The sequence below is a fragment of the Anaerocolumna sp. MB42-C2 genome, assembly GCF_030913705.1.
Classification (GTDB): Bacteria; Bacillota; Clostridia; order Lachnospirales; family Lachnospiraceae; genus Anaerocolumna.
This window is the reverse complement of the sequence record NZ_CP133190.1, coordinates 4,205,564-4,224,527: the sequence shown is the minus strand read 5'-3', so window position 1 is coordinate 4,224,527 and position 18,964 is coordinate 4,205,564. Positions and strand designations below refer to the sequence as shown.

At 37.4% G+C, this 18,964-nt stretch carries 18 protein-coding genes; 1 reads left to right on the top strand and 17 read right to left on the bottom strand.

Translation table 11 applies throughout. From position 1 onward, the window contains the following. Nucleotides 1-174: 174 nt before the first annotated feature. The 7 genes from RBU59_RS18920 to RBU59_RS18890 form a co-directional block, all read right to left on the bottom strand. Nucleotides 175-525: an NADH-quinone oxidoreductase subunit C gene (locus tag RBU59_RS18920; protein ID WP_308144036.1), complete on the bottom strand. Its 351-nt coding sequence runs from the start codon at nt 523-525 to the stop codon at nt 175-177. Then, the gene (locus RBU59_RS18915; protein WP_308144035.1) at nt 509-967 is read right to left on the bottom strand and encodes an NADH-quinone oxidoreductase subunit B family protein; all 459 of its coding nucleotides are present in this window, start codon (nt 965-967) and stop codon (nt 509-511) included. The genes RBU59_RS18920 and RBU59_RS18915 overlap by 17 nt, the downstream gene beginning before the upstream one ends. 39 nt (nt 968-1,006) lie before the next feature. Continuing rightward, on the bottom strand, nt 1,007-1,870 hold the full coding sequence (locus tag RBU59_RS18910; RefSeq protein WP_330698364.1) for a respiratory chain complex I subunit 1 family protein: 864 nt from the start codon (nt 1,868-1,870) through the stop codon (nt 1,007-1,009). Continuing rightward, the gene (locus RBU59_RS18905; protein ID WP_308144034.1) at nt 1,867-3,777 is read right to left on the bottom strand and encodes an NADH-quinone oxidoreductase subunit 5 family protein; all 1,911 of its coding nucleotides are present in this window, start codon (nt 3,775-3,777) and stop codon (nt 1,867-1,869) included. Before RBU59_RS18905 ends, RBU59_RS18910 begins: the two co-directional genes overlap by 4 nt. A 575-nt stretch (nt 3,778-4,352) precedes the next feature. Next, nucleotides 4,353-5,072 (bottom strand): sugar phosphate isomerase/epimerase family protein, encoded by a 720-nt coding sequence (locus RBU59_RS18900; RefSeq protein WP_308144033.1) that lies wholly within the window; start codon nt 5,070-5,072, stop codon nt 4,353-4,355. 68 nt (nt 5,073-5,140) lie between these two features. Beyond that, nucleotides 5,141-6,106, bottom strand: a complete 966-nt coding sequence (locus RBU59_RS18895; protein ID WP_308144032.1) for a Gfo/Idh/MocA family protein — start codon at nt 6,104-6,106, stop codon at nt 5,141-5,143. A gap of 154 nt (nt 6,107-6,260) precedes the next feature. Then, complete coding sequence (locus RBU59_RS18890; protein ID WP_308144031.1) at nt 6,261-7,343, bottom strand: Gfo/Idh/MocA family protein; 1,083 nt, start codon at nt 7,341-7,343, stop codon at nt 6,261-6,263. A 166-nt stretch (nt 7,344-7,509) separates the two neighbouring features. Between RBU59_RS18890 and RBU59_RS18885 the strand changes: the two genes are divergently transcribed. Further along, the gene (locus RBU59_RS18885) at nt 7,510-8,418 is read left to right on the top strand and encodes an AraC family transcriptional regulator (protein WP_308144030.1); all 909 of its coding nucleotides are present in this window, start codon (nt 7,510-7,512) and stop codon (nt 8,416-8,418) included. A gap of 312 nt (nt 8,419-8,730) precedes the next feature. Here RBU59_RS18885 and RBU59_RS18880 read toward each other — a convergent pair whose 3' ends face one another. From RBU59_RS18880 to RBU59_RS18835, 10 genes are all read right to left on the bottom strand, one after another. Then, nucleotides 8,731-9,729: a BadF/BadG/BcrA/BcrD ATPase family protein gene (locus RBU59_RS18880; protein ID WP_308144029.1), complete on the bottom strand. Its 999-nt coding sequence runs from the start codon at nt 9,727-9,729 to the stop codon at nt 8,731-8,733. 65 nt (nt 9,730-9,794) lie between these two features. Then, nucleotides 9,795-11,078, bottom strand: a complete 1,284-nt coding sequence (locus RBU59_RS18875; RefSeq protein WP_308144028.1) for a 6-phospho-beta-glucosidase — start codon at nt 11,076-11,078, stop codon at nt 9,795-9,797. A 110-nt stretch (nt 11,079-11,188) separates the two neighbouring features. After that, nucleotides 11,189-12,187, bottom strand: coding sequence for a LacI family DNA-binding transcriptional regulator (locus tag RBU59_RS18870; RefSeq protein WP_308144027.1), 999 nt, complete (start codon nt 12,185-12,187; stop codon nt 11,189-11,191). Nucleotides 12,188-12,562: 375 nt separating this feature from the next. Next, nucleotides 12,563-13,918 (bottom strand): GH1 family beta-glucosidase, encoded by a 1,356-nt coding sequence (locus RBU59_RS18865; protein WP_308144026.1) that lies wholly within the window; start codon nt 13,916-13,918, stop codon nt 12,563-12,565. A gap of 174 nt (nt 13,919-14,092) precedes the next feature. Further along, a complete protein-coding gene (locus RBU59_RS18860) occupies nt 14,093-14,854 on the bottom strand; it encodes an energy-coupling factor ABC transporter ATP-binding protein (RefSeq protein WP_308144025.1) in 762 nt (253 codons plus the stop codon). 123 nt (nt 14,855-14,977) lie between these two features. Beyond that, on the bottom strand, nt 14,978-15,754 hold the full coding sequence (cbiQ, locus tag RBU59_RS18855; RefSeq protein ID WP_308144024.1) for a cobalt ECF transporter T component CbiQ: 777 nt from the start codon (nt 15,752-15,754) through the stop codon (nt 14,978-14,980). Between the two features lie 127 nt (nt 15,755-15,881). Then, nucleotides 15,882-16,871 carry an energy-coupling factor ABC transporter permease gene (locus RBU59_RS18850; RefSeq protein ID WP_308144023.1) on the bottom strand — a complete coding sequence of 330 codons (990 nt, stop codon included), beginning with the start codon at nt 16,869-16,871 and terminating at the stop codon, nt 15,882-15,884. Between the two features lie 214 nt (nt 16,872-17,085). Next, nucleotides 17,086-17,436 (bottom strand): metal-sensing transcriptional repressor, encoded by a 351-nt coding sequence (locus RBU59_RS18845; RefSeq protein ID WP_308144022.1) that lies wholly within the window; start codon nt 17,434-17,436, stop codon nt 17,086-17,088. Between the two features lie 346 nt (nt 17,437-17,782). After that, the gene (locus RBU59_RS18840; protein WP_308144021.1) at nt 17,783-18,595 is read right to left on the bottom strand and encodes an alpha/beta fold hydrolase; all 813 of its coding nucleotides are present in this window, start codon (nt 18,593-18,595) and stop codon (nt 17,783-17,785) included. Between the two features lie 147 nt (nt 18,596-18,742). After that, nucleotides 18,743-18,895, bottom strand: a complete 153-nt coding sequence (locus RBU59_RS18835; protein WP_308144020.1) for a hypothetical protein — start codon at nt 18,893-18,895, stop codon at nt 18,743-18,745. Nucleotides 18,896-18,964 lie beyond the last annotated feature (69 nt).

Sequence of the window (18,964 nt, the reverse complement as noted above, 5' to 3'; positions counted from 1 at the left end):
CGCCGTGGATACCCAGGCACGAATTTCGGAGGTTAAAAGTGAATTTCTTTCAACTCTCCATACACAATACCGCTCTGGCGGCATCTTAAATAATACATGAAGAATAGCGTTTTCTTATATTCTTAATAAGCCTCGTACCCTGGACTTTTGCCCGCATGTTCTTGGCGAGACAATTTACACTTTCTCCTCTTTAATCGTTTTAAATGGAGTTTTAACCGGTATCTTATATAGATTATTATTAAAATCTACTGCCATATCTTTCATATTGGCTCCAAATAATTCTTTGATTTCATTCTCATATAAAAATGCATACGAGTAGATACTGCTTATGCTCTCAACTTCAATTTCTGAATCAACTAAAAGTCTTAAATTGATAAAATCATATTCTTTATCAAAAGAATATGTGATTTCCAATCCGTCTTTACTGGTACAGGTAATTGCTACCAGGCGATAACCGTCATTTTTCAGGCGGAGGGTTTCTGCTAATAATTCACTTGGCTGTATGATTTTAATTTGCTGTTCCATATCGACCACTTTCTTTCTTCCGTTTTTCATTTTGTTTCTGTTCCAATATACTTAGTGCCTTAACAACTCCGTCTATAATTGCTTCCGGACGAGCCGCACAACCGGGTACATAGACATCCACCGGCAATACTTTATCGACTCCGCCAACTACATTGTAACAATCCGCAAAAATACCACCGCTTGTTGCACATATTCCGATTGCTACTACTACTTTTGGTGCAGCCATCTGTTCATATAGCTGCTTTACAACCGGTATATTCTGTTCATTTACACTTCCTGTAATTAATAAAATATCTGCGTGTTTCGGATTACCTGTATTAATAATGCCAAAGCGCTCTACATCATATAAAGGTGTGAGGCAGGCCAGTACTTCAATATCACAGCCGTTACAGCTGGAGCCGTCATAATGCAAAATCCATGGTGATTTTTTTATATAATTCATATTAACTCCATTCCTGCGTTTGTTTTCAGACTTTTCGTCTTACTTAAAAAAGGAAATTATAATAAGGTTTATTGATCCCAGAACTCCTGTAACAATCCAACTTGAATTTAATGCAAGCTGCCATTTTGTTCTGGCAAAAGCATTATCAATGATAATTTCTAAAAGATATGCCAGAAGGCATGCTATCACAGCAAACACATAGCTGATTGGATTTCTATCGGCAAAAAATAAAAATACCAAGGTTAAGGCAATGATTGTTTCATACCAATGTGTGACTTCTATCACTGCAAGATCTTTGCCTGAATATTCGGTTGTGATACCCTGTACAATTTCCTGATGTCCATGATGACCCATGCTAAAGTCAAAAGGTGATTTTCTAAGTTTGAATGTTAATATAAATAACAGTCCTAAAAATATTCCCGGAAGGAAAAGAATAGCCGGTGCAGGCGCTGTTATCATGTCTTTAATAAAAAAGCTCTTATCTATGTAATATAATCCAATCCCGGTAAGAAGTACCATAGGTTCATAGGCCATCATCTGCAGCAGTTCTCTCTCCGAACCGATTAAACTATAAGGTGAATTTGAGGCATACCCGCCTAATACGAAAAATATGGAGCCCAGAGTAAGCGCAAATATTGCAAGTAAGATGTCGCCTCCCGTCAGCATAATAACAGTAGTAAATACTACAAATATTAATGCTATATATACAAAAAAACGATGCATTAAATTAACTTCAATGGATTCTTTTTGTAATAGCTTTAATACATCATAAAATGGCTGAAATATAGGAGGACCCTGTCTGCCTTGCATTCTGGCAGTTATAACACGATCTACACCCGTCAACAAGCCGCCAGCCAATGGTGTTAGAACAATGATTGCAATTATACTTAATATAAACATCATTTTGCAAATCCTCCAATCAGAAGTACTACTCCGGCACCTAGAACACAGATGGATATTATATTGCACCAGAATGATAATTTCTGAGATCCAAAATAACTTTTTAGATACCAGTTCCGTAATTCCACCTTGCGTTTTTTGCCGTTGCCACCGTAAAATGTCTCATTATCTCCGGTATTTTCACCCGCCATATAGATCGGTACGATTCTGCGCTTATCCTGTTTATAGATTGGTATAAAGCTAATGGGTATTAACAGTAACATAGCAAGCATGATAATCATAATCTTAACATCGCTGGTTCCAATCGGTATCACAGCGTTTGTTCCATAAAGATTAGTAAGATATGGAACAAGAGCATATTTAGATATAAGCGGGAAAGTAAAACAGGATACCACCACTAATACTGCCTGTATAAAAATAGGGATCTCCTCTTCCGCAAAAAAAGTATGTTTCCTGATTTTTTTAGCATTTGCATTGGATACCAGCTTACCCATCCATTTTGTCCAGTAAAATAAAGTAGCAGCACTTCCATATGCGATTACAATTACTGTAAATATATGATTCGAATCAATAAATGCTTTCATCGCAACCCATTTTGATATAAGCATACCAAATGGTGCCAGGAACATACCTGCAATTCCGATAATCATATATAAGGAAAGTTTACGGGATACATGGAGTAAAATATCCATATCTTCTACATTTCTGCTTCCCAGCTGGTGTTCAATGGATCCGACAGATAAGAATAACAGGGATTTGGAGATAGCATGGAATATAACAAGTAAAATAGCGGCCCAAATGGATTCCTGAGTTCCGACACTGGCACAGATTACAATTAACCCTAAGTTAGCAATTGTAGAATAAGCCAGAATCTTCTTGGCATCGCTTTGAGAAATTGCAATTAATGAGCAGACCAGGAACGTGAGACAGCCCATAGTTGTTACTATTAAACCTACTGAAGAAAGCCCTAATAACGGTGCTAACCTGATAATGAGATAAACGCCTGCTTTCACCATCGTAGCGGAATGCAACAGAGCAGAGGATGGTGTGGGTGCTACCATGGCACCAAGAAGCCAGGAAGAAAAAGGAAGTCCTGCCGATTTGGTTAGTGCGGCAACGGAGAGTAAGAATACCGGAATCATAACCATAGCCTCCGGTTTCATTGCTATTAATGTCGATAATTCCAGGGTCTTAAAATTAATTCCGATAAACACGATTGCAGCTGCAAAAGCAAGACCCCCTCCTAAATTAATGGCAAGCACACGGAATGAATTATTTTTAGCCTCTTCCGTTTTGGTATAACCGATAAGTAAATACGAACATAGGGTGGTCAATTCCCAGCAAAAATACAGCCAGGTTAAGTTATTGCTTAAAACCAATCCAAACATTGCTGAAAGAAATAAAAATAAGATTGCTAGGAAAAAGTGTTTTCTTTCTTTATATTCCTTATGATGAGTATGGTACCATTTCATATATCCCACAGCATACAAACAGATAAGACTGCCTATGACACCTATAATCAATATCATAATTGCGGTAAGTTTATCAAATATGATGCCGGTTTTGATTTCGATACCGTGTTTTCCGGTTAATTCAAACCAGAGTATTAACGGAGTCTGAATTATTGCAAATACAGATACAATATACTTCTTGTTTTTTAAACCTGCAAGTATAATATAAACTGCTACCAGGGTTTCAACTGCCATAATAAAGATATCAACAGCTTTTTCTCCCTCGGGAGTAAAGGATATTCCATTATTAAAATATCGTATCGAAACAATTAAAGTCAGCATTAAAATTATGAAAGAACTAACTTTAACAACGGCATTCCTTATTCCGTCGTTTCTTACAAAAAAGGTTATAATGGATGCTACTAATGGAAATAAAATTAATGCATAAATTACATTCATAATCGTCACCTTATCCATATAATATACAAATTTCACAATGAGTTATTATAGCACAGTGCTTTTTCATTTACAATGTCGAACTTCGTTATTGTATTGACAATGAATTATTTAATCCTAATGAATATTTTATAAATTTCAAAAACTATTTTTAAATTACTCTGTTATTCACTAAATATTTCATGAAATTTGGTAAGTTTTAAAGTAAATATATAGGCTAAAATGTGTTTTTGACTCTGATAAATATTTCACTAATTAATTTTCTCAGCTGCAATATCAGCATTATAGCTAATTTTCCAATTGATATTCGATATAAAAACAGTATTTCCTACAAACTCTATCTTATATATTTCCATATAAATACATATATGGAAAATAATTTAACAAACCAATAATTGCTAAATTCTTATTTATATACAACAAAAATAGAACTGCCGCAAAATCTCTAAAGTTAATTTAATAAACTTAAGATTCTGCAGCAGTCCTATTCTTATAACAAGAATCACCTGACAAAAGGCAATTATATTATGTTACGCTAATTTGCATCATTTATTTCTTGCCTCGGTCATGTTTTACAATTATTTTATTTTGGTTAAATAATCAATATCATTATGAATGCTATCCCATACCGGTTTATCATATTCCTCATGTTCAAGCACAAAGAATTTGGCATAAGCGGAAGCTTCTTTTATTTCGTTCATATCGATGATGCCATCACCCATGTCCACATTTGCCTTGAGCGTATCGATCTGTTTCATATGAATCAGTTCAACTTTCTTTCCCCATTTCTTAATATATTCCACAGGGTCAATACCGGCATATGCCACCCAGAATACGTCCAGTTCCAGAATAACATTGTCACTTGTGTTTTCAGCAATCATATCTAACGGAAATTTACCGTCTATTTTGACAAACTCATGGGCATGGTTATGATATCCTACCTTTATATTCTCTTTGGCAGCTTTTTCTGCAGCAGTATTTAAAAGTTTTACTAAGTGATCCACTTTTTCTTTTGTATCTACTTCGGCATAAGGACATATGATGTATTTAGAACCAATGGTCTTATTAAGTTTTAGTTCTTCTTCAAAGGATTCTTCAAATATCTTAAGCCCGGTATGGGTGCCTACGGAATATAAATTATTCTCTTCTAAAAGAGTCTTTAATTCCTCTGCACTTAAACCGCCGTAACCGGCAAATTCAACACCTTTAAATCCGATTTGAGAAACTTGCTCCACCGCTTTTTTAAAGTCTTTATTCGTTTCTTCCTTGATTGAATATAACTGTAATGAAACTTCCATCTAAAATACCTCGTTTCTATTTTATAATGCTAAGTCAAACGGATATCTTTCGATCCGTTTTTCTTAGGTTATACAGTTTCTTTATTACCGCTTTGATAGGATTTGTATGCTGCTTCCATCATTCTGGTTAACATAATCGCGTCATCAATTCCGAATGTTACCCCATCTTTATTAAATTCACCTTTTGCCCACTGTACTACTGGGGATGGAAGTGATTCTGGCATATTTTCGGCTTTTACCCATTTGCCTCCTGTAGCTTCCGTTGCGTAAAATGCACCATCACGAATCAAGAGACATCCTTTAGTCCCACTGATCTCAAGGGTGGCAGGATTATAAACAGATACAAATCCGGTTTCTGATACACCGATAGCTCCCTTATCAAATTCCAGCAGAGATACTGCATTATCTTCAACCCCTCTTCCGGTTACATCGGTAAAGGTGGATTGAACCGTCTTAGGTTCTCCTAAAAGCCAATTCAATAAATACATAGGGTGTGCTCCTAAATCGATCATAGCACCGCCTCCGCATAACTCTTTACTGTAAAAGTGCTCCGGCAGCCAATTACCAATACTGCCGTTATGAACATTACGCATCCTTGCATACGTAACCTGGCCTAAATCACCGCTCAAAACCATTTGCTTTGCAAACAGGAACTCTTTGTCGCATTTCTTCACTAAAGAAAGTGTAATATCCATATTATTTTTCACTAGTGCTTCTTTTATTTCCAAACAGTCAGCAGTTGTTAATCCTAATACTTTTTCGCTAAATACTTTTTTGCCTGCCTGAATTGCCTTAATAATTAACTCTTTATGCATAGAAGTTGGGGAAGTAATAATAACGCCTTCAATACTTTTATCGGATAACAGCTCATCATAATCCTCATAGAACTTTGCATTAAACTGTTTTGCATATTTCTCTCCGCGTTCTGTTTCTTCATCCCAAACAGCAGTTATTTTGCTGCCTGCCTTTTCTATTACTTCCTTGGAATACCCTTCCGCATGTACATGCCAATAACTGATAACAGCAATATTCATATTAACCTCTCGTTCTGCCGCGTACGGCGACGTCTAAACTAATGGGGGAAGAAAGTTTAAAATGAGCACTGTTCGTGCTCATTTTAACGTTCTATCCAAGTGACTTATATTATATATAGAGAATTAATTTCTCTTTAAACTTCCCTGATCTTAATTAGTCAAAATAAACCGGTTGTCCTGATTTAGCTGATTTATAAATTGCTTCCAGGATCTCGGATACAACACAGGCCTGTTCCGGTTTTACAACCACTTCAGTATCATTCTTTACTGCATCAATCCAGCGTCTTGCTTCTACTTCTGCAGGATTACTGGAAACTCCTTCGTAGAAAGCAACACCGCCGCTGGCCATATCAGGTTTCACTTCAATCAAACGATTAAACTCACCTTTATTGATTGTTACACCGTTTTTAATCTGAGCGCCTGCATCCGTTCCGCAGAGCATTGTGCTTCCTTCCGGAATCGGTTCACTGGTATTAAGTGCCCAGCTGGCTTCCAGGATAATGGTAGCGCCGTTTTTCATAACGATAAAACCAAAAGCAGAATCTTCCATGGTATGCTGATCTTTATCCCAGCCGCCCCAAGGGTTGCCGCATTCGGCATTATTTACTTTTTTATAGGTTGTACCAACAACCATCTTAGGTTCGTAGTTATTCATAAGGTATAAAGTAACGTCTAAGGAATGGGTTCCTATATCAATTAACGGACCTCCGCCTTGTTCGTATTCATTTAAGAAAACACCCCAGTTAGGAGTTCCTCTTCTTCTTACCGCATATGCTTTCGCAAAATAGATTTCTCCTAAATCACCGCGTTCAATTACGCTCTTCAAGTAAATGGATTCCGGTTTATGTCTGTGCTGATATCCGATTGTCAGTTTTTTGCCGGTTTCTTTTGCGGCCTGAACCATCTTTCTTGCATCTTCAGCAGTTTTTGCCATAGGTTTTTCACACATAACGTGTTTTCCTGCATGAAGGGAATCAATCGAAATAGGTGCATGGGAACGGTTTGGTGTACATACATGAATTACTTCAATTTCCGGATCCTTTAATAATTCCTGATAATCGGTATAAACCTTAGCGTCCGGTGTACCGTATTGTTCTTTTGCTTTCTGTGCTCTTTCTTCTACGATATCACAAAAAGCTACCATTTCAACATCAGACAGTTTGCTTAAAGAAGGCATATGCTTTCCATTCGCAATTCCTCCACAGCCAATAATGCCAACTTTTACTTTCTTCTCCATAGTGATAATCTCCTTATATAGTATTTTGGGCAGGTTTGATTAACTTCATGACCTTTCTAATCGAACCATTTGTATTACTTTACTAAAATATAGCATAATGCCTCTTTTTATGATATAATAATTTTAAGATAAAATATCAATTTTTTGTCATTGGGGGATATTAACTTTGGAGTATACTTATTACGTAGAGAAAAAAGATATGATAGATGACCTGCCTCTGCCTTTCAGCGTTCATAACCAGGAATCTACAGGTGCTGTTACAATGGCGTATGCCCATATCCATGATTATATAGAGATACTTTATGCTCTGTCAGGAGAATACCGGATTTTATTAAATAACAAAGATTATTATTTTAGCGCCGGAGATATGGTACTGATTAATTCCAATGAGATACATAATATTATTTCCCTGACAGAGGGTTATAATAATTATATTGTCATTAAATTTGAACCGGAAATACTCTACACTACGACTCAGTCTGTATTTGAAATGAAATATGTAATGCCTTTTATATTAAATGAATCCACTCATCAGAAAGTATTTAAAAAAGATGAAATCGAATGTTCCGTTATTCCTGATATCATAAAAGGTATTTCAAAGGAATATTCGGAGCAGAAATATGGGTATGAGTTAGCCATAAGAGCCGATATATTTAATCTGTTTTTATTTATCCTGCGCCGCTGGAATGCTCAGAATATCGATTTAAATATAAATCTGGAGATGAATAAAGATATGGTTAGGCGTATGCAGGTAGTGTTTGACTATGTGGAGAACAACTATCAAAATGACATTACTTCCCTTGATATGGCTGATATCTGCAGTCTGAGTTACAGCTATTTTTCCAGAGCTTTCAAAAAAATCATGAAGAAGAATTTTAAAGAATATTTGAATTATGTGCGGATATCCAAGGCAGAAAAACTGTTAAGCACTTCTGATTTAAATATCACAGAAATTGCCCTGGCAGTAGGTTTCTCTACTTCCAGCTACTTTATTTCCCAATTTAAACAATTTAAAGGTATCACACCGAAACAGTTCCAGAATAAGTACATGCACTCTGAACCGGTTAATAAATGATATGTGATAAGCATGCTGACACTTTCCCGCCCACGCGGATTGGGCAACAATATACTTTTACTCCGTTCCTGGCGGGTTGCAGAGCAACAACTACTATTTGGAAGTTCCGAGACTTTTCCTATTATGTTTCAAGCGTCAAAAGGTCAATTTTGCGTTTTGAATGAATACCGGCGTTTAAATTCATAAAATACAGGTTGAGAGACCCTTAGACACTCGAATTCTATGATACAACAAAGTGGGAAAGCCAACTTCAATTAAATATCCCTTATTAGACTGCTGCCTTATAGGTCTCTCCCTGTTCGGCTGATGGATTTATAGATTATTCAAAACTTCGTTATTAATAATAAGCGTACGCTGTTCCCTGCCGGCCGGGTGGCCCAAGGCCAATTCCAGTGCCCATAATACAGCACCGGCTGCAGGAATCACTTTAAGCGGAAATGGTTCCAGTTTCTTACCCGTATATTGATAGATACATTCTTTAAAATGAGATATTAATAGGGGACAATTTGACTTAGTCCATATGGAACCTGCTAAAACTATCTCAGGTAAGCCCTTAAAATCCAGCCCCAGAATACAACCGGAAACTGATTTTGCGAGCTGATTGGCTAATTCCTTTACAATATCAACGGCAACAGCATCTGATTCATTTGCCGCGTTAAATAAATAGGTAACAATTGCTTTATCCATCTCACGGTTTCTGCAAAACTTATCACTTATGGTATTTAGTAATTCCAGAGGATCCTGTATCCCAAAGAATTTCATTATCTTATCCGTTAAAATGGTACGGGGGCCGCAGCGGAAATAAGAATCATATACTGCTCTGACAGCCAATGTAGCGATATAATGCCCACCTGCGCTGTCACCGGTTGCCATACCTATCCCGCCAACCTGGAGTATATCCCCTCTTTCGTTAATACCCGCTGCCACCGTTCCTGTTCCGTTAATGGAACAGATTCCAACACCGGAGGGACAGCCGGCTTTTATACCCAGTAAAGAATCGTTTGAGACTACATACTTTAAACCTGTTTTATCTAATATCCCTTTCATTTTACCAAGCTGCGCCGGTGTATCAATTCCGGCCATACCAAAGGCTGCCGCGCCGACTTCGGATGTTTTTATCCCATTCTTCTTCAATAAATAATTAATATCCTCTAAGGTTTTTTCCTCAACTTCAGCAAAACCACCCTCTAAAACCTCATGACTCCGGCTTCCAACCCGTAGATTATCAACCCATTCTCCGGCTGTGGTAAAGACTAAATAATCAGTCTTGGTTCCGCCGCCGTCTACTCCGATAATATATTTCTTTTCCATGGATTTCTCCTTTATTTTTCTTCTCGCTTCTTGCTCATACCTTAATTGCCCCGCAATTAAGGCAATTAATTTTTAAACTGTGGCAAGTACGCTTTATGGGCCTGTTTCATTTCATTAAAGCATGCCCTGCCTTTATTATAGTCTCCGACTAAAGGATGTATTAATAAAGCTTGCATGGCTTCTGCTTCATCTCCATGGATCGCTGCTTCCACCGTATGACGTTCATAAGCTTTCACAGTTTTCATAAGTTCCATAATATGCTTATTCTTAAATCCTTTGATTGGAATTGGTCTTACTCCGTTTTTACCGATAACCGCTGAGATTTCTACCGAATCGTCCTCTGCCATAAATTCAAGGGCACCCTGATTTAATGTGTTAACTACATGGACTTCCTGTTTGTCATTATAGATTGCGTCAACTAAAGATATTGCCGCTTCCGAATAACGAGCACCGCCTCGGTTCTCAAGTTCCTTAGGTTTTACCGATAAATTTTCATCCTGGTATAATGTTAGTAAGCGTTCTTCTATGTCCAAACAGACCTCACCACGGCATTTTTCTTCTTCCATTAAGTGTTTTAATTTATCATCTCTGTAATAAAAATACTCTAAATAAGAGGATGGTATGGCACCAATGGTCTGGATTAATTCACTGCTAAAACCCTGCAAAGGGATATTTTTCATACCCTGCCCGTTAACTCCCTGTAAAAGTGCGTCGCCAAGCAGATCTTTGCCCTCTTTTTTTACTCCGGTAATATAACTTAAATGATTAAGACCCACATATTCAATGTCCAGATTAGTTTCACCCAGAGATTTTTCTACTCCGGCTATCATATTAATCGGTACGTTGCATAAACCGATGGTTTTGATTTTAGTATAATTCTGTAAAGCCTGTGCTAAAATTCCGGAGGGATTAGAGAAATTAATCAGCCATGCCTCCGGGCAGATTGTTTCCATTTGTTTTGTTATATTAAGTAAAGCAGGAATGGTACGCAACGCTTTGAAGAATCCGCCAATGCCCGTTGTTTCCTGTCCGATGAAGCCATATTTTAAAGGTATTTTTTCATCCAGAATTCTGCAGGCTAATTTTCCCACGCGGATTTGACTAAGGACAAAATCAGCTCTCTCTAAAGCTTCATTAAGATCCATGGTCAATATAACTTCTGTCTTTAGTCCTGCTTTTTCAATCATACGTTTACAAAGTCCGCCTACGATATCCAGTTTCCTTTTATCTATATCCATAAGTGCTATCTCCGTAACCGGCAGATTGGCAGACCGCTCTATTACACCCTCGATTAATTCCGGTGTATAAGTGCTTCCTGCTCCTATGATTGTAAGTTTTAAGTTTGACATAATGTTTCTCCTCTCTATTTGTTATTATTTTTAGGCAATTGCACGGTATATTCAAAAGACTATATAGTTTCGCAATTGCCTATGTTATTATTTTGTTAAGCAATTGCAATTCAGTCTTTCTTATATGAAGCCGTTGACTCTTTAACAGCTAATTTTGGGGCAAGCTTCATGGCATAATATCCCTTATCCTGATTGTTAATAAAAGACAGCAATTGATTTACTGCATTTTGAGCCATTTCTTCTGCGGGTTGTCTGACTGATGTAATCTTTGGTGAATAATGATTCGCCAGTGGGCTGTCATCATATCCTACCACGGATAAATCCACGGGAACATTTAATCCCAGATCTTTTGCTGCATTGATAGCTCCAAGGGCAATATGATCATCAAAGGCAAAAACCGCCGTGGGCAGTTTATTCTCTCTATTCCATGTCATGATGGTATCATATCCGGTTAACTGATCATAATCCCCATAGTGTACGGCAGCCGGCTGCAAAGAATGTTCCGTAAGTGCCTTGATTGCGCCCATCTGCCTCTCCAACGTTGACAAACCGTAGGGGGCAGCACCGATTAACCCAATCTCCGTGTGACCTAAGTCCAGCAGGTGCTTAACGGCTAAATAGCCGCCGGTTACGTTATCTGCAAGTACTGAGGTAATATCTTCATTTATTGTCTGATTATCCACAACTACAAAGGGTACTTTCTGATTTTTTAAAATATCAATGTAATACTTTTCTTTATTAGCTACTAATAAAATAATCCCATCCACTCTGTGCTGGTTAAGAAAAACCATATCCAGATGATCGTCATCTTCATCACAGATTGAAATGGCTAATAAATAGCCGTGCTTTAAAAGCTGTGCATTTACCTCTTTGATAATACACCCAAAAAAATCGTCTGTGATATCAGCGATAAACATTGCTATTACATTGGTTTTACCGGTAGCAAGAGTCCTGGCAGCTGCATTTGGTACATAACCCAATTCCTCTATTGCTTCCATTACCTTTTTACGGTTTGACTCCCGGACATTAGGTGCATTGCTGATTACTCTGGAAACTGTTACATAGGATAATCCGGATTTTTTAACTACATCTTCTATGGTAACCTTCATGGAGTCCCCCTAAACTATATGCGCATATATTTTAATGCAAAATAATCATACACCCATCTGCATATAATTGTCAAGTGCTCTTTGCTTTTAACTGGTGTGCACTGCAAAGCATTGTTATTATTTGCGGAACTGCTGCTTTTTACAGGGGAGTGAACAGTAACAAAAGAACCATTTTATTATATTATTCATATAACTATATTAAAAATAGTGTATATAAAATATATACGTATTTATTTATAATTAACACCAGTCCTTGCAATTTCCAGTATAAACATCAGTTTTTTATTGGTATATCACGGGCTGCTAATAACCTAAAAAAATACCCTGTAAAGAACTCGCATTATTAAGCTGTGCGATTACTTACAGGGTATTATATTATAAGATTGCTCCGCCGGATTTAATCATTTCTCTTAACCAAAAAGCAGAATCTTTCCAGGTGCGTTTTTGGGTTTCATAATCCACATGTACAATTCCGAACCGTTCCGTATATCCTTTCGCCCATTCAAAATTGTCCATAAGGGACCATACAAAGTATCCTTTTACATCAACGCCGTCTTCTATTGCTTTCCCTAATGATAATAGATATCTATGAAGAAAATCAATTCGTTCCGCATCATGTATTTTACCGTCCAGACATACGGAATCGGTGCAGGAAATGCCATTCTCAGTAATATAAATTGGCTTTTTATATCTCTCATATAAGAATTTCGGCCCCCAATATAAACATTCCGGTACAACAGGCCATCCGCAGGCTGTTCTTGCGAACCCTGGTTTTCTTGATAATCTGCGATAACCTCCCTGTCCGTCGGCTTCAACGGAGTAACCATTGTAAATATTCTGCCCGTAAAAATCAATCGGTTCCGATATCAATTTAAAGTCTTCCGGTTTAAAATCCGGTAAATCCTTTTCAAATACCTTCAATCCGGCTTCCGGATAGTTTCCAAAGAAAACCGGATCACTGAACCAGCTTACATTCCACATATAATTGGGCTGATCTACTAAATCAAAATAAGCTTTACGGGCAGCCTCTATATCTTCTGAACTATCCGTATTGGGACAGGCTACACCGGAAGTCGGCGCATAACCTACCAGGGCATCCGGCACCGCACTTCGAATAGCCTGTACTGCCTTACCATGAGCCATTAATACATGATGAGTCATCTCAAGAACAGAACGCCTGGACATTATATTTCCCGGTGCATGTTCGCCGTTTACATGACCTAACCCGATAAAACACTGGGGTTCATTAAATGTAATGAAAAATTTAACACGGTCACCAAAAGCGCGGGCCACTACCTCTGCATAATTGGCGAACCAGTCCACGCTGTCTTTATTCTGCCAGCCGCCCTTACGGTATAGAGCATATGGCATGTCCCAGTGATATAGGGTAATACATGGCGTAATATTTTTCTTTAATAGTTCATCAATTAAGGAATTGTAAAAATCTATTCCTTTTTGATTGACAGTCCCAGTTCCATCCGGTAAAATTCTGGACCATGCAAGAGAGAAACGGTAAGCGCCAAAACCAATGTCACTCATAATGGACACATCTTCAGGATATCTATGATAATGATCACATGCAATATCACCATTACTTCCATCTAATATACTTCCGGGTCTTCGACAAAAGTCATCCCATACCGTATATCCTCTGCCATCTGTGAATGCAGCACCTTCGAGTTGATAGGAAGCGGTAGCGCTCCCCCATAAAAAATTATCCGGAAATCTCATTCTAAAATTCTCCTATTTATATTATGTTTATGCATCTGGTGTCTAAAGCCGTTTTAGAATAAATGGCCTTTTATCACTATGTTCCAATTGGAATCTTAGATATTATAGTAAATACCTATTTTATAAGTCAATAGTTTATCTTATACTCCAGAATCAGGACTCAAAGTGTTTTTATCAGATATAATTATTTCTAACTCTTTTCTGATATCCCCGAAGACAGAGAGGAAGCTCCAGATTGTAGGCTTCTAACAGTTCTTTATCCCTTAGTATTAATTCGGTTGTTCCCTCTCTGATAATTCTGCCGTCTGCAATTAATATAACCCTGTCACAGGTATCCAGTATCATATCCAGGTCATGGGATGCAATAATTTTAATGTAATCCAGGTTGTTTAAGGTTTGAATCAGAGTTCGCCGGTTTTTCGGATCTAAAGCTATGGACGGCTCATCTAATAGAATAATTTCCGGTTCCATGGCAAGTATGGTTGCAATAGACGCCAATTTCTTCTCTCCGCCGGACATCTTATAAATCTGTTTATCCTTAAGATGCAGGATGCCCATTGTTTTAAGTGCAAACATGACCCTCTTATCGACTTCCTCCTCTTTTAAACCATAATTTCTAGGGCCAAAGGCAACATCATTATAAACCGTTTGGGTAAATAACTGGTTGTCAGAATCCTGAAACAAATATCCGATCTTACTGCGTATATCAGCCAGGTTCTTTTTATTAACCGATACCTGATCAACAAAGACATCTCCAGTAAAATTTAATTCCAGTCCCACCAGAATACGAAGCAGCGTTGATTTACCCACTCCATTTGCTCCGATTATTCCGACTGCTTCTTTTGCTACCACCCGAAACGATATGTTCTTTAAAATTTCTTTACCATTTTCATAAGAAAATGATATGTTTTTGCATTCTATATTATGTTGTGTCATTTATCTCATCCTTTTTCTAATCTTATCCATTCCACAGTATTAACGTTACTGTTCATTCCCTGCAAAAAGCAGTTCCTCGGACAATCTATTTTTTTATCTGTTACTTTTTATGTCATAAAAGTCCTAAATCAGTTTTATCAGGCGAAGAGCCGAAATTATACCAACCCACAATACAAGGTAGATCGAGTCAATACTCGTAATTCTTTGCTTATGAGCATAATAAAATTCTCCCCTAAAACCCCGAAGCAGCATACTGTCATAGAGGTTACCTGCCCGGTCAATGCTGCGGAATAACAGCTGCCCGATTAAAGAACCCCATATTTTATATCTTACCCCTTTTTCTCTTGGTGCACGCAGGGAATATGCCTGAAATACCGCATTTGCTTCCTTTAACAAAACGGTAATGTACCGATAAGTAAGTAGTACCTGAGTAACAATGATACCAGGAATATGGAGCATTTTCAATGCGTAACATATTCTCTCAATCCCTGTTGTGGCAATGAATAAATAAGAAGCCAATAATGAATAGGTGCCTTTTAGCATAAGCGTCACCATGGATATCACACCTCCGGTAATTACCCAATTACCTAATTTAAATATCGGCATATGATCAAAAAAAGGATTAAATAATCCGATAAAACATACCAGCGGCAATACGATCCTCAACTTTCTGAAACAGCTTTTTATTGAGATTTCTGCAAGATTAAACACGATGAAAGGATAAAGAATCATTGGAAGTAATCCTAACAGATTATATTTATGATAGGATACCACACAAGTGATGTAAAATACGGTAATCAGAAGTTTGACTATGGGATGAACCATATTTATCCTGGTATTTCTTTCAGCCATTTCATCTAAATCATGTATTTCATATAAGGCATTCGTTAATTTTCCCATGTTTTCTCTCTTTCCTTTTATTAAAAAATCAGGTAGATTCAATGGACTATTGTTCCAAAAAACCTACCCGCACCTATTCATTTATGTTTAGCTATAAAAAAGTTCATAATTAAATTATACTTTTATTTTATCCCTTTTTTTTAAAAAATTTAAAGAGTATTCCGCAACCCACACACACAAGCGCTACTACAATAGAACCAAATATTCCTGATACTGATGTACCAAGTACCAGATTACTGTCCGCAAAGGAATAATCCGGTAAAACAGCGGTTTTACCCTGAATGTCCTCTGCAGCTTTCACTGCATCAGCATATTTATTTTCCGGTGCAACCTCCGTACTGCCTGTAACTTTCTCAATGGACCATTCTAAGCCGTCCGGATTAGCGGAGGCTACTAAGGATAATCCTCCTCCGATCAATACCACTACTGCTGAAAGAATTAAAATCACCTGTTTAAAACTTACCCGGTTCTTTCCAGCGTAATTATGTAGAAGTTCCGGTCTGGTATTATTAACAAATATAACGACTGCAGCCGTTATAAGGCCTTCCACAGTACCGATCGCAAGATGTATCGGCTGCATCAATAAAAGAAACTGACCAAAAGATAATGCAGTAATACCGGAAGCTATGGTCTCGAGGGTTACACTTAAAGCACCTAACTGAAGACTGACAACACTGCCAAGAACGGAAGCCAAAATAATCCACCCTGACTTCATACTTCTTTTTACCATTGGACGGTAGATTAACAGATAACCGATGAAACACCCATAAAAAGCCATGTTCCAGATGTTACTGCCTAATGCAAGCAACCCTCCGTCTGCAAACAAAAGACATTGAATTAAAAGTACCGAAATCATAGACAGAAAACCTGCGTAGGGACCTAATAAAATAGAAAGAAGAAGTCCGCCGCATAAATGTCCGCTGGAACCGGTACCCGGTATCGTGAAATTTATCATCTGCGTTGCAAAAACAAAAGCCGACATAACTCCCATAACAGGAATTTTCTTTATATCATTTTCCAGCCTGACTTTTTTAACCGAATATGCAGCGGCTGCTGTTGATGCAGCATACATAGTTGCTGCAACCCCGGGAGCAACCAGAGCGTCTGCCATATGCATATTAATATCCTCCTATAAATAGTACTGCTTTCATTATATAGTTATTTATATACAATACAAGCCCGTATAGGGGATATAAATTACTTTTTTTTGATTTATTTAACAGCTCTATTTACTCCTGGATTGTTCAGAGATCTTTCCTGTTAAATAATAAAGCCGTGCATCAAATTTTTTATACACAGCTGTTTATGTCACACTATTATATTAATTTTTTCTATTTAATAAACCGGTCAATCGCTTTGTTTAGATTTTCAATTGCTTCCTCATCTCCCGATTCAACCGCATCTACAATACAGTGCTCTATATGATCTTTCAGTATAACTTTACCGGTATTATTTAAGGCAGCTATTACAGCTGATAATTGGATTAATACTTCGCTGCAGTCCTTACCCTCTTCCACCATCCGTTTCACTGATTCCAAATGCCCAACCGCACGGGATAAACGGTTTAAAACCGCTTTGGTATTTTCATGCTTGTGTTTATGTTCCAGTTCCGCCCCATGGCTGTGAGTATATTCATTCCCTAAAGCGTCCTTATGGGTATGGACTTGTCCTTTCTTTTCCATACGTACTATTCCTTTCTTAATCTCCCAAGATCATTTAATTTTCCCTCTAAACAAAACCCTATATATTCTTTTTCCATCAGGCTTTTTGCCTGTTACGATTTACTTCATTTACCGGATATTAGTATATTAGCATTCAATCCAATAAATGTCTATAAAAAACAATGATTATTTCATCTAACGTTTGATCTGTATAAAACAGGCTGACAGAAACAGGCTAATATATACGGACCGAGGTATTCTTTGGCTTCCGCCATAATATGACCAAGTCTACCTCCTGGAGTATTTAAGCAAACCCTCAATGATATCTCTGAGTCCGCATATACTAGTATAATGATCTAAAGAAGACTTATGACTCTATAAAATTGACCACCACTTCATTGAATTTATCCATCTCATCATAAAAAGAGCCATGTCCGCTGAATTGGAAAGGGATCAGTCTGGAGTTTTTGATATATTGATTCTGAATTTCGCCTAATTGAAATGGTACCACCGCATCATGAATTCCGTGTATAATCAGGGTTGGTACACAAATTGAGGTTAAATCATTAAATAAAACATCTCTTATCCAGGTATTAGCAACAGATGCTGTTGCCCATCCCGCTGCCTGTAAGCCCAGCTGAAAAAACCAATCGCTAAAAGCCTGGGAAGTATGCTGATAAAAAAACATATCTCCAAATCCCCTTAACATCTGGGGACGGTCCTTATAAGTATCCTCTATTATATTCAAAACAAACTCTTTATCCACTCCATACGGAAAGTTTTGGCGTTTAATCAGGCTTGGTGCCGCAGCAGCAGCAAGTACAAGCTTAGATACCCCAAACCCCTTATGACGTCCCATATATCTGCAGGCGATTGCACCACCGTTAGAATGCCCTAATAAGGTGAAATCGCATAAGCCCAGTTCTTCCACCACACATCTTACATCATCAGATAAACGGTCAAAATCATATCCTCTAAATGGTTTATCCGAATCTCCAAATCCTCTGGTATCTATTCCAATACAGCGGTAATCCAACTTCGGCAGCTGATCAAATTGATACTCAAATAATTTATGACTTCCGGGCCAGCCATGCAGAAATAATATAGTTTTTTTTCCTTCCGGGTTTAAATCTTCAACATAGTATTTTACGTTTGGCTCAACCGTAACATAATATCCCATAGGAATTCTCCTATCATTTAATATCTTTCTATTTTATTCACAATATATTAATTTGTGATATAAAATGAGCCTTCTGATTAAGTACCGTTTTTGAGTATTTTTACGGAAGAAAAAGCCTGTTAAAACAACAGGCTTCCTTATATTTCCTTATAATCTGTTATTTTTCTCAATGTAGATTTTTAAGGCCTTAATGGAAAGAATTAAGGCATATATAACCAGAACCATGATACAAACAGAGGCTGCTACTAAGAACAGATTAATAATGGAAAAGGTAAAAAACATACTCCCCGCACTATTCATATTGTTAAACTCCTCTCACCGGGATTTATTTACCATTATTATACATGATATCCCCCTTAGAAGCAACAA

Bases quoted from the DNA above. Each gene is read 5' to 3' on its own strand.
- RBU59_RS18900 (WP_308144033.1), bottom strand. From the start codon at position 5,072: ATGGAAGTTTCATTACAGTTATATTCAATCAAGGAAGAAACGAATAAA.
- RBU59_RS18915 (WP_308144035.1), bottom strand. From the start codon at position 967: ATGAATTATATAAAAAAATCACCATGGATTTTGCATTATGACGGCTCC.
- RBU59_RS18860 (WP_308144025.1), bottom strand. From the start codon at position 14,854: ATGACACAACATAATATAGAATGCAAAAACATATCATTTTCTTATGAA.
- RBU59_RS18865 (WP_308144026.1), bottom strand. From the start codon at position 13,918: ATGAGATTTCCGGATAATTTTTTATGGGGGAGCGCTACCGCTTCCTAT.
- RBU59_RS18870 (WP_308144027.1), bottom strand. From the start codon at position 12,187: ATGAAGGTTACCATAGAAGATGTAGTTAAAAAATCCGGATTATCCTAT.
- RBU59_RS18920 (WP_308144036.1), bottom strand. From the start codon at position 525: ATGGAACAGCAAATTAAAATCATACAGCCAAGTGAATTATTAGCAGAA.
- RBU59_RS18910 (WP_330698364.1), bottom strand. From the start codon at position 1,870: ATGATGTTTATATTAAGTATAATTGCAATCATTGTTCTAACACCATTG.
- RBU59_RS18875 (WP_308144028.1), bottom strand. From the start codon at position 11,078: ATGTCAAACTTAAAACTTACAATCATAGGAGCAGGAAGCACTTATACA.
- RBU59_RS18835 (WP_308144020.1), bottom strand. From the start codon at position 18,895: ATGAATAGTGCGGGGAGTATGTTTTTTACCTTTTCCATTATTAATCTG.
- RBU59_RS18840 (WP_308144021.1), bottom strand. From the start codon at position 18,595: ATGGGATATTATGTTACGGTTGAGCCAAACGTAAAATACTATGTTGAA.
- RBU59_RS18905 (WP_308144034.1), bottom strand. From the start codon at position 3,777: ATGAATGTAATTTATGCATTAATTTTATTTCCATTAGTAGCATCCATT.
- RBU59_RS18850 (WP_308144023.1), bottom strand. From the start codon at position 16,871: ATGCATATGGCAGACGCTCTGGTTGCTCCCGGGGTTGCAGCAACTATG.
- cbiQ (WP_308144024.1), bottom strand. From the start codon at position 15,754: ATGGGAAAATTAACGAATGCCTTATATGAAATACATGATTTAGATGAA.
- RBU59_RS18895 (WP_308144032.1), bottom strand. From the start codon at position 6,106: ATGAATATTGCTGTTATCAGTTATTGGCATGTACATGCGGAAGGGTAT.
- RBU59_RS18880 (WP_308144029.1), bottom strand. From the start codon at position 9,729: ATGGAAAAGAAATATATTATCGGAGTAGACGGCGGCGGAACCAAGACT.
- RBU59_RS18845 (WP_308144022.1), bottom strand. From the start codon at position 17,436: ATGGAAAAGAAAGGACAAGTCCATACCCATAAGGACGCTTTAGGGAAT.
- RBU59_RS18890 (WP_308144031.1), bottom strand. From the start codon at position 7,343: ATGGAGAAGAAAGTAAAAGTTGGCATTATTGGCTGTGGAGGAATTGCG.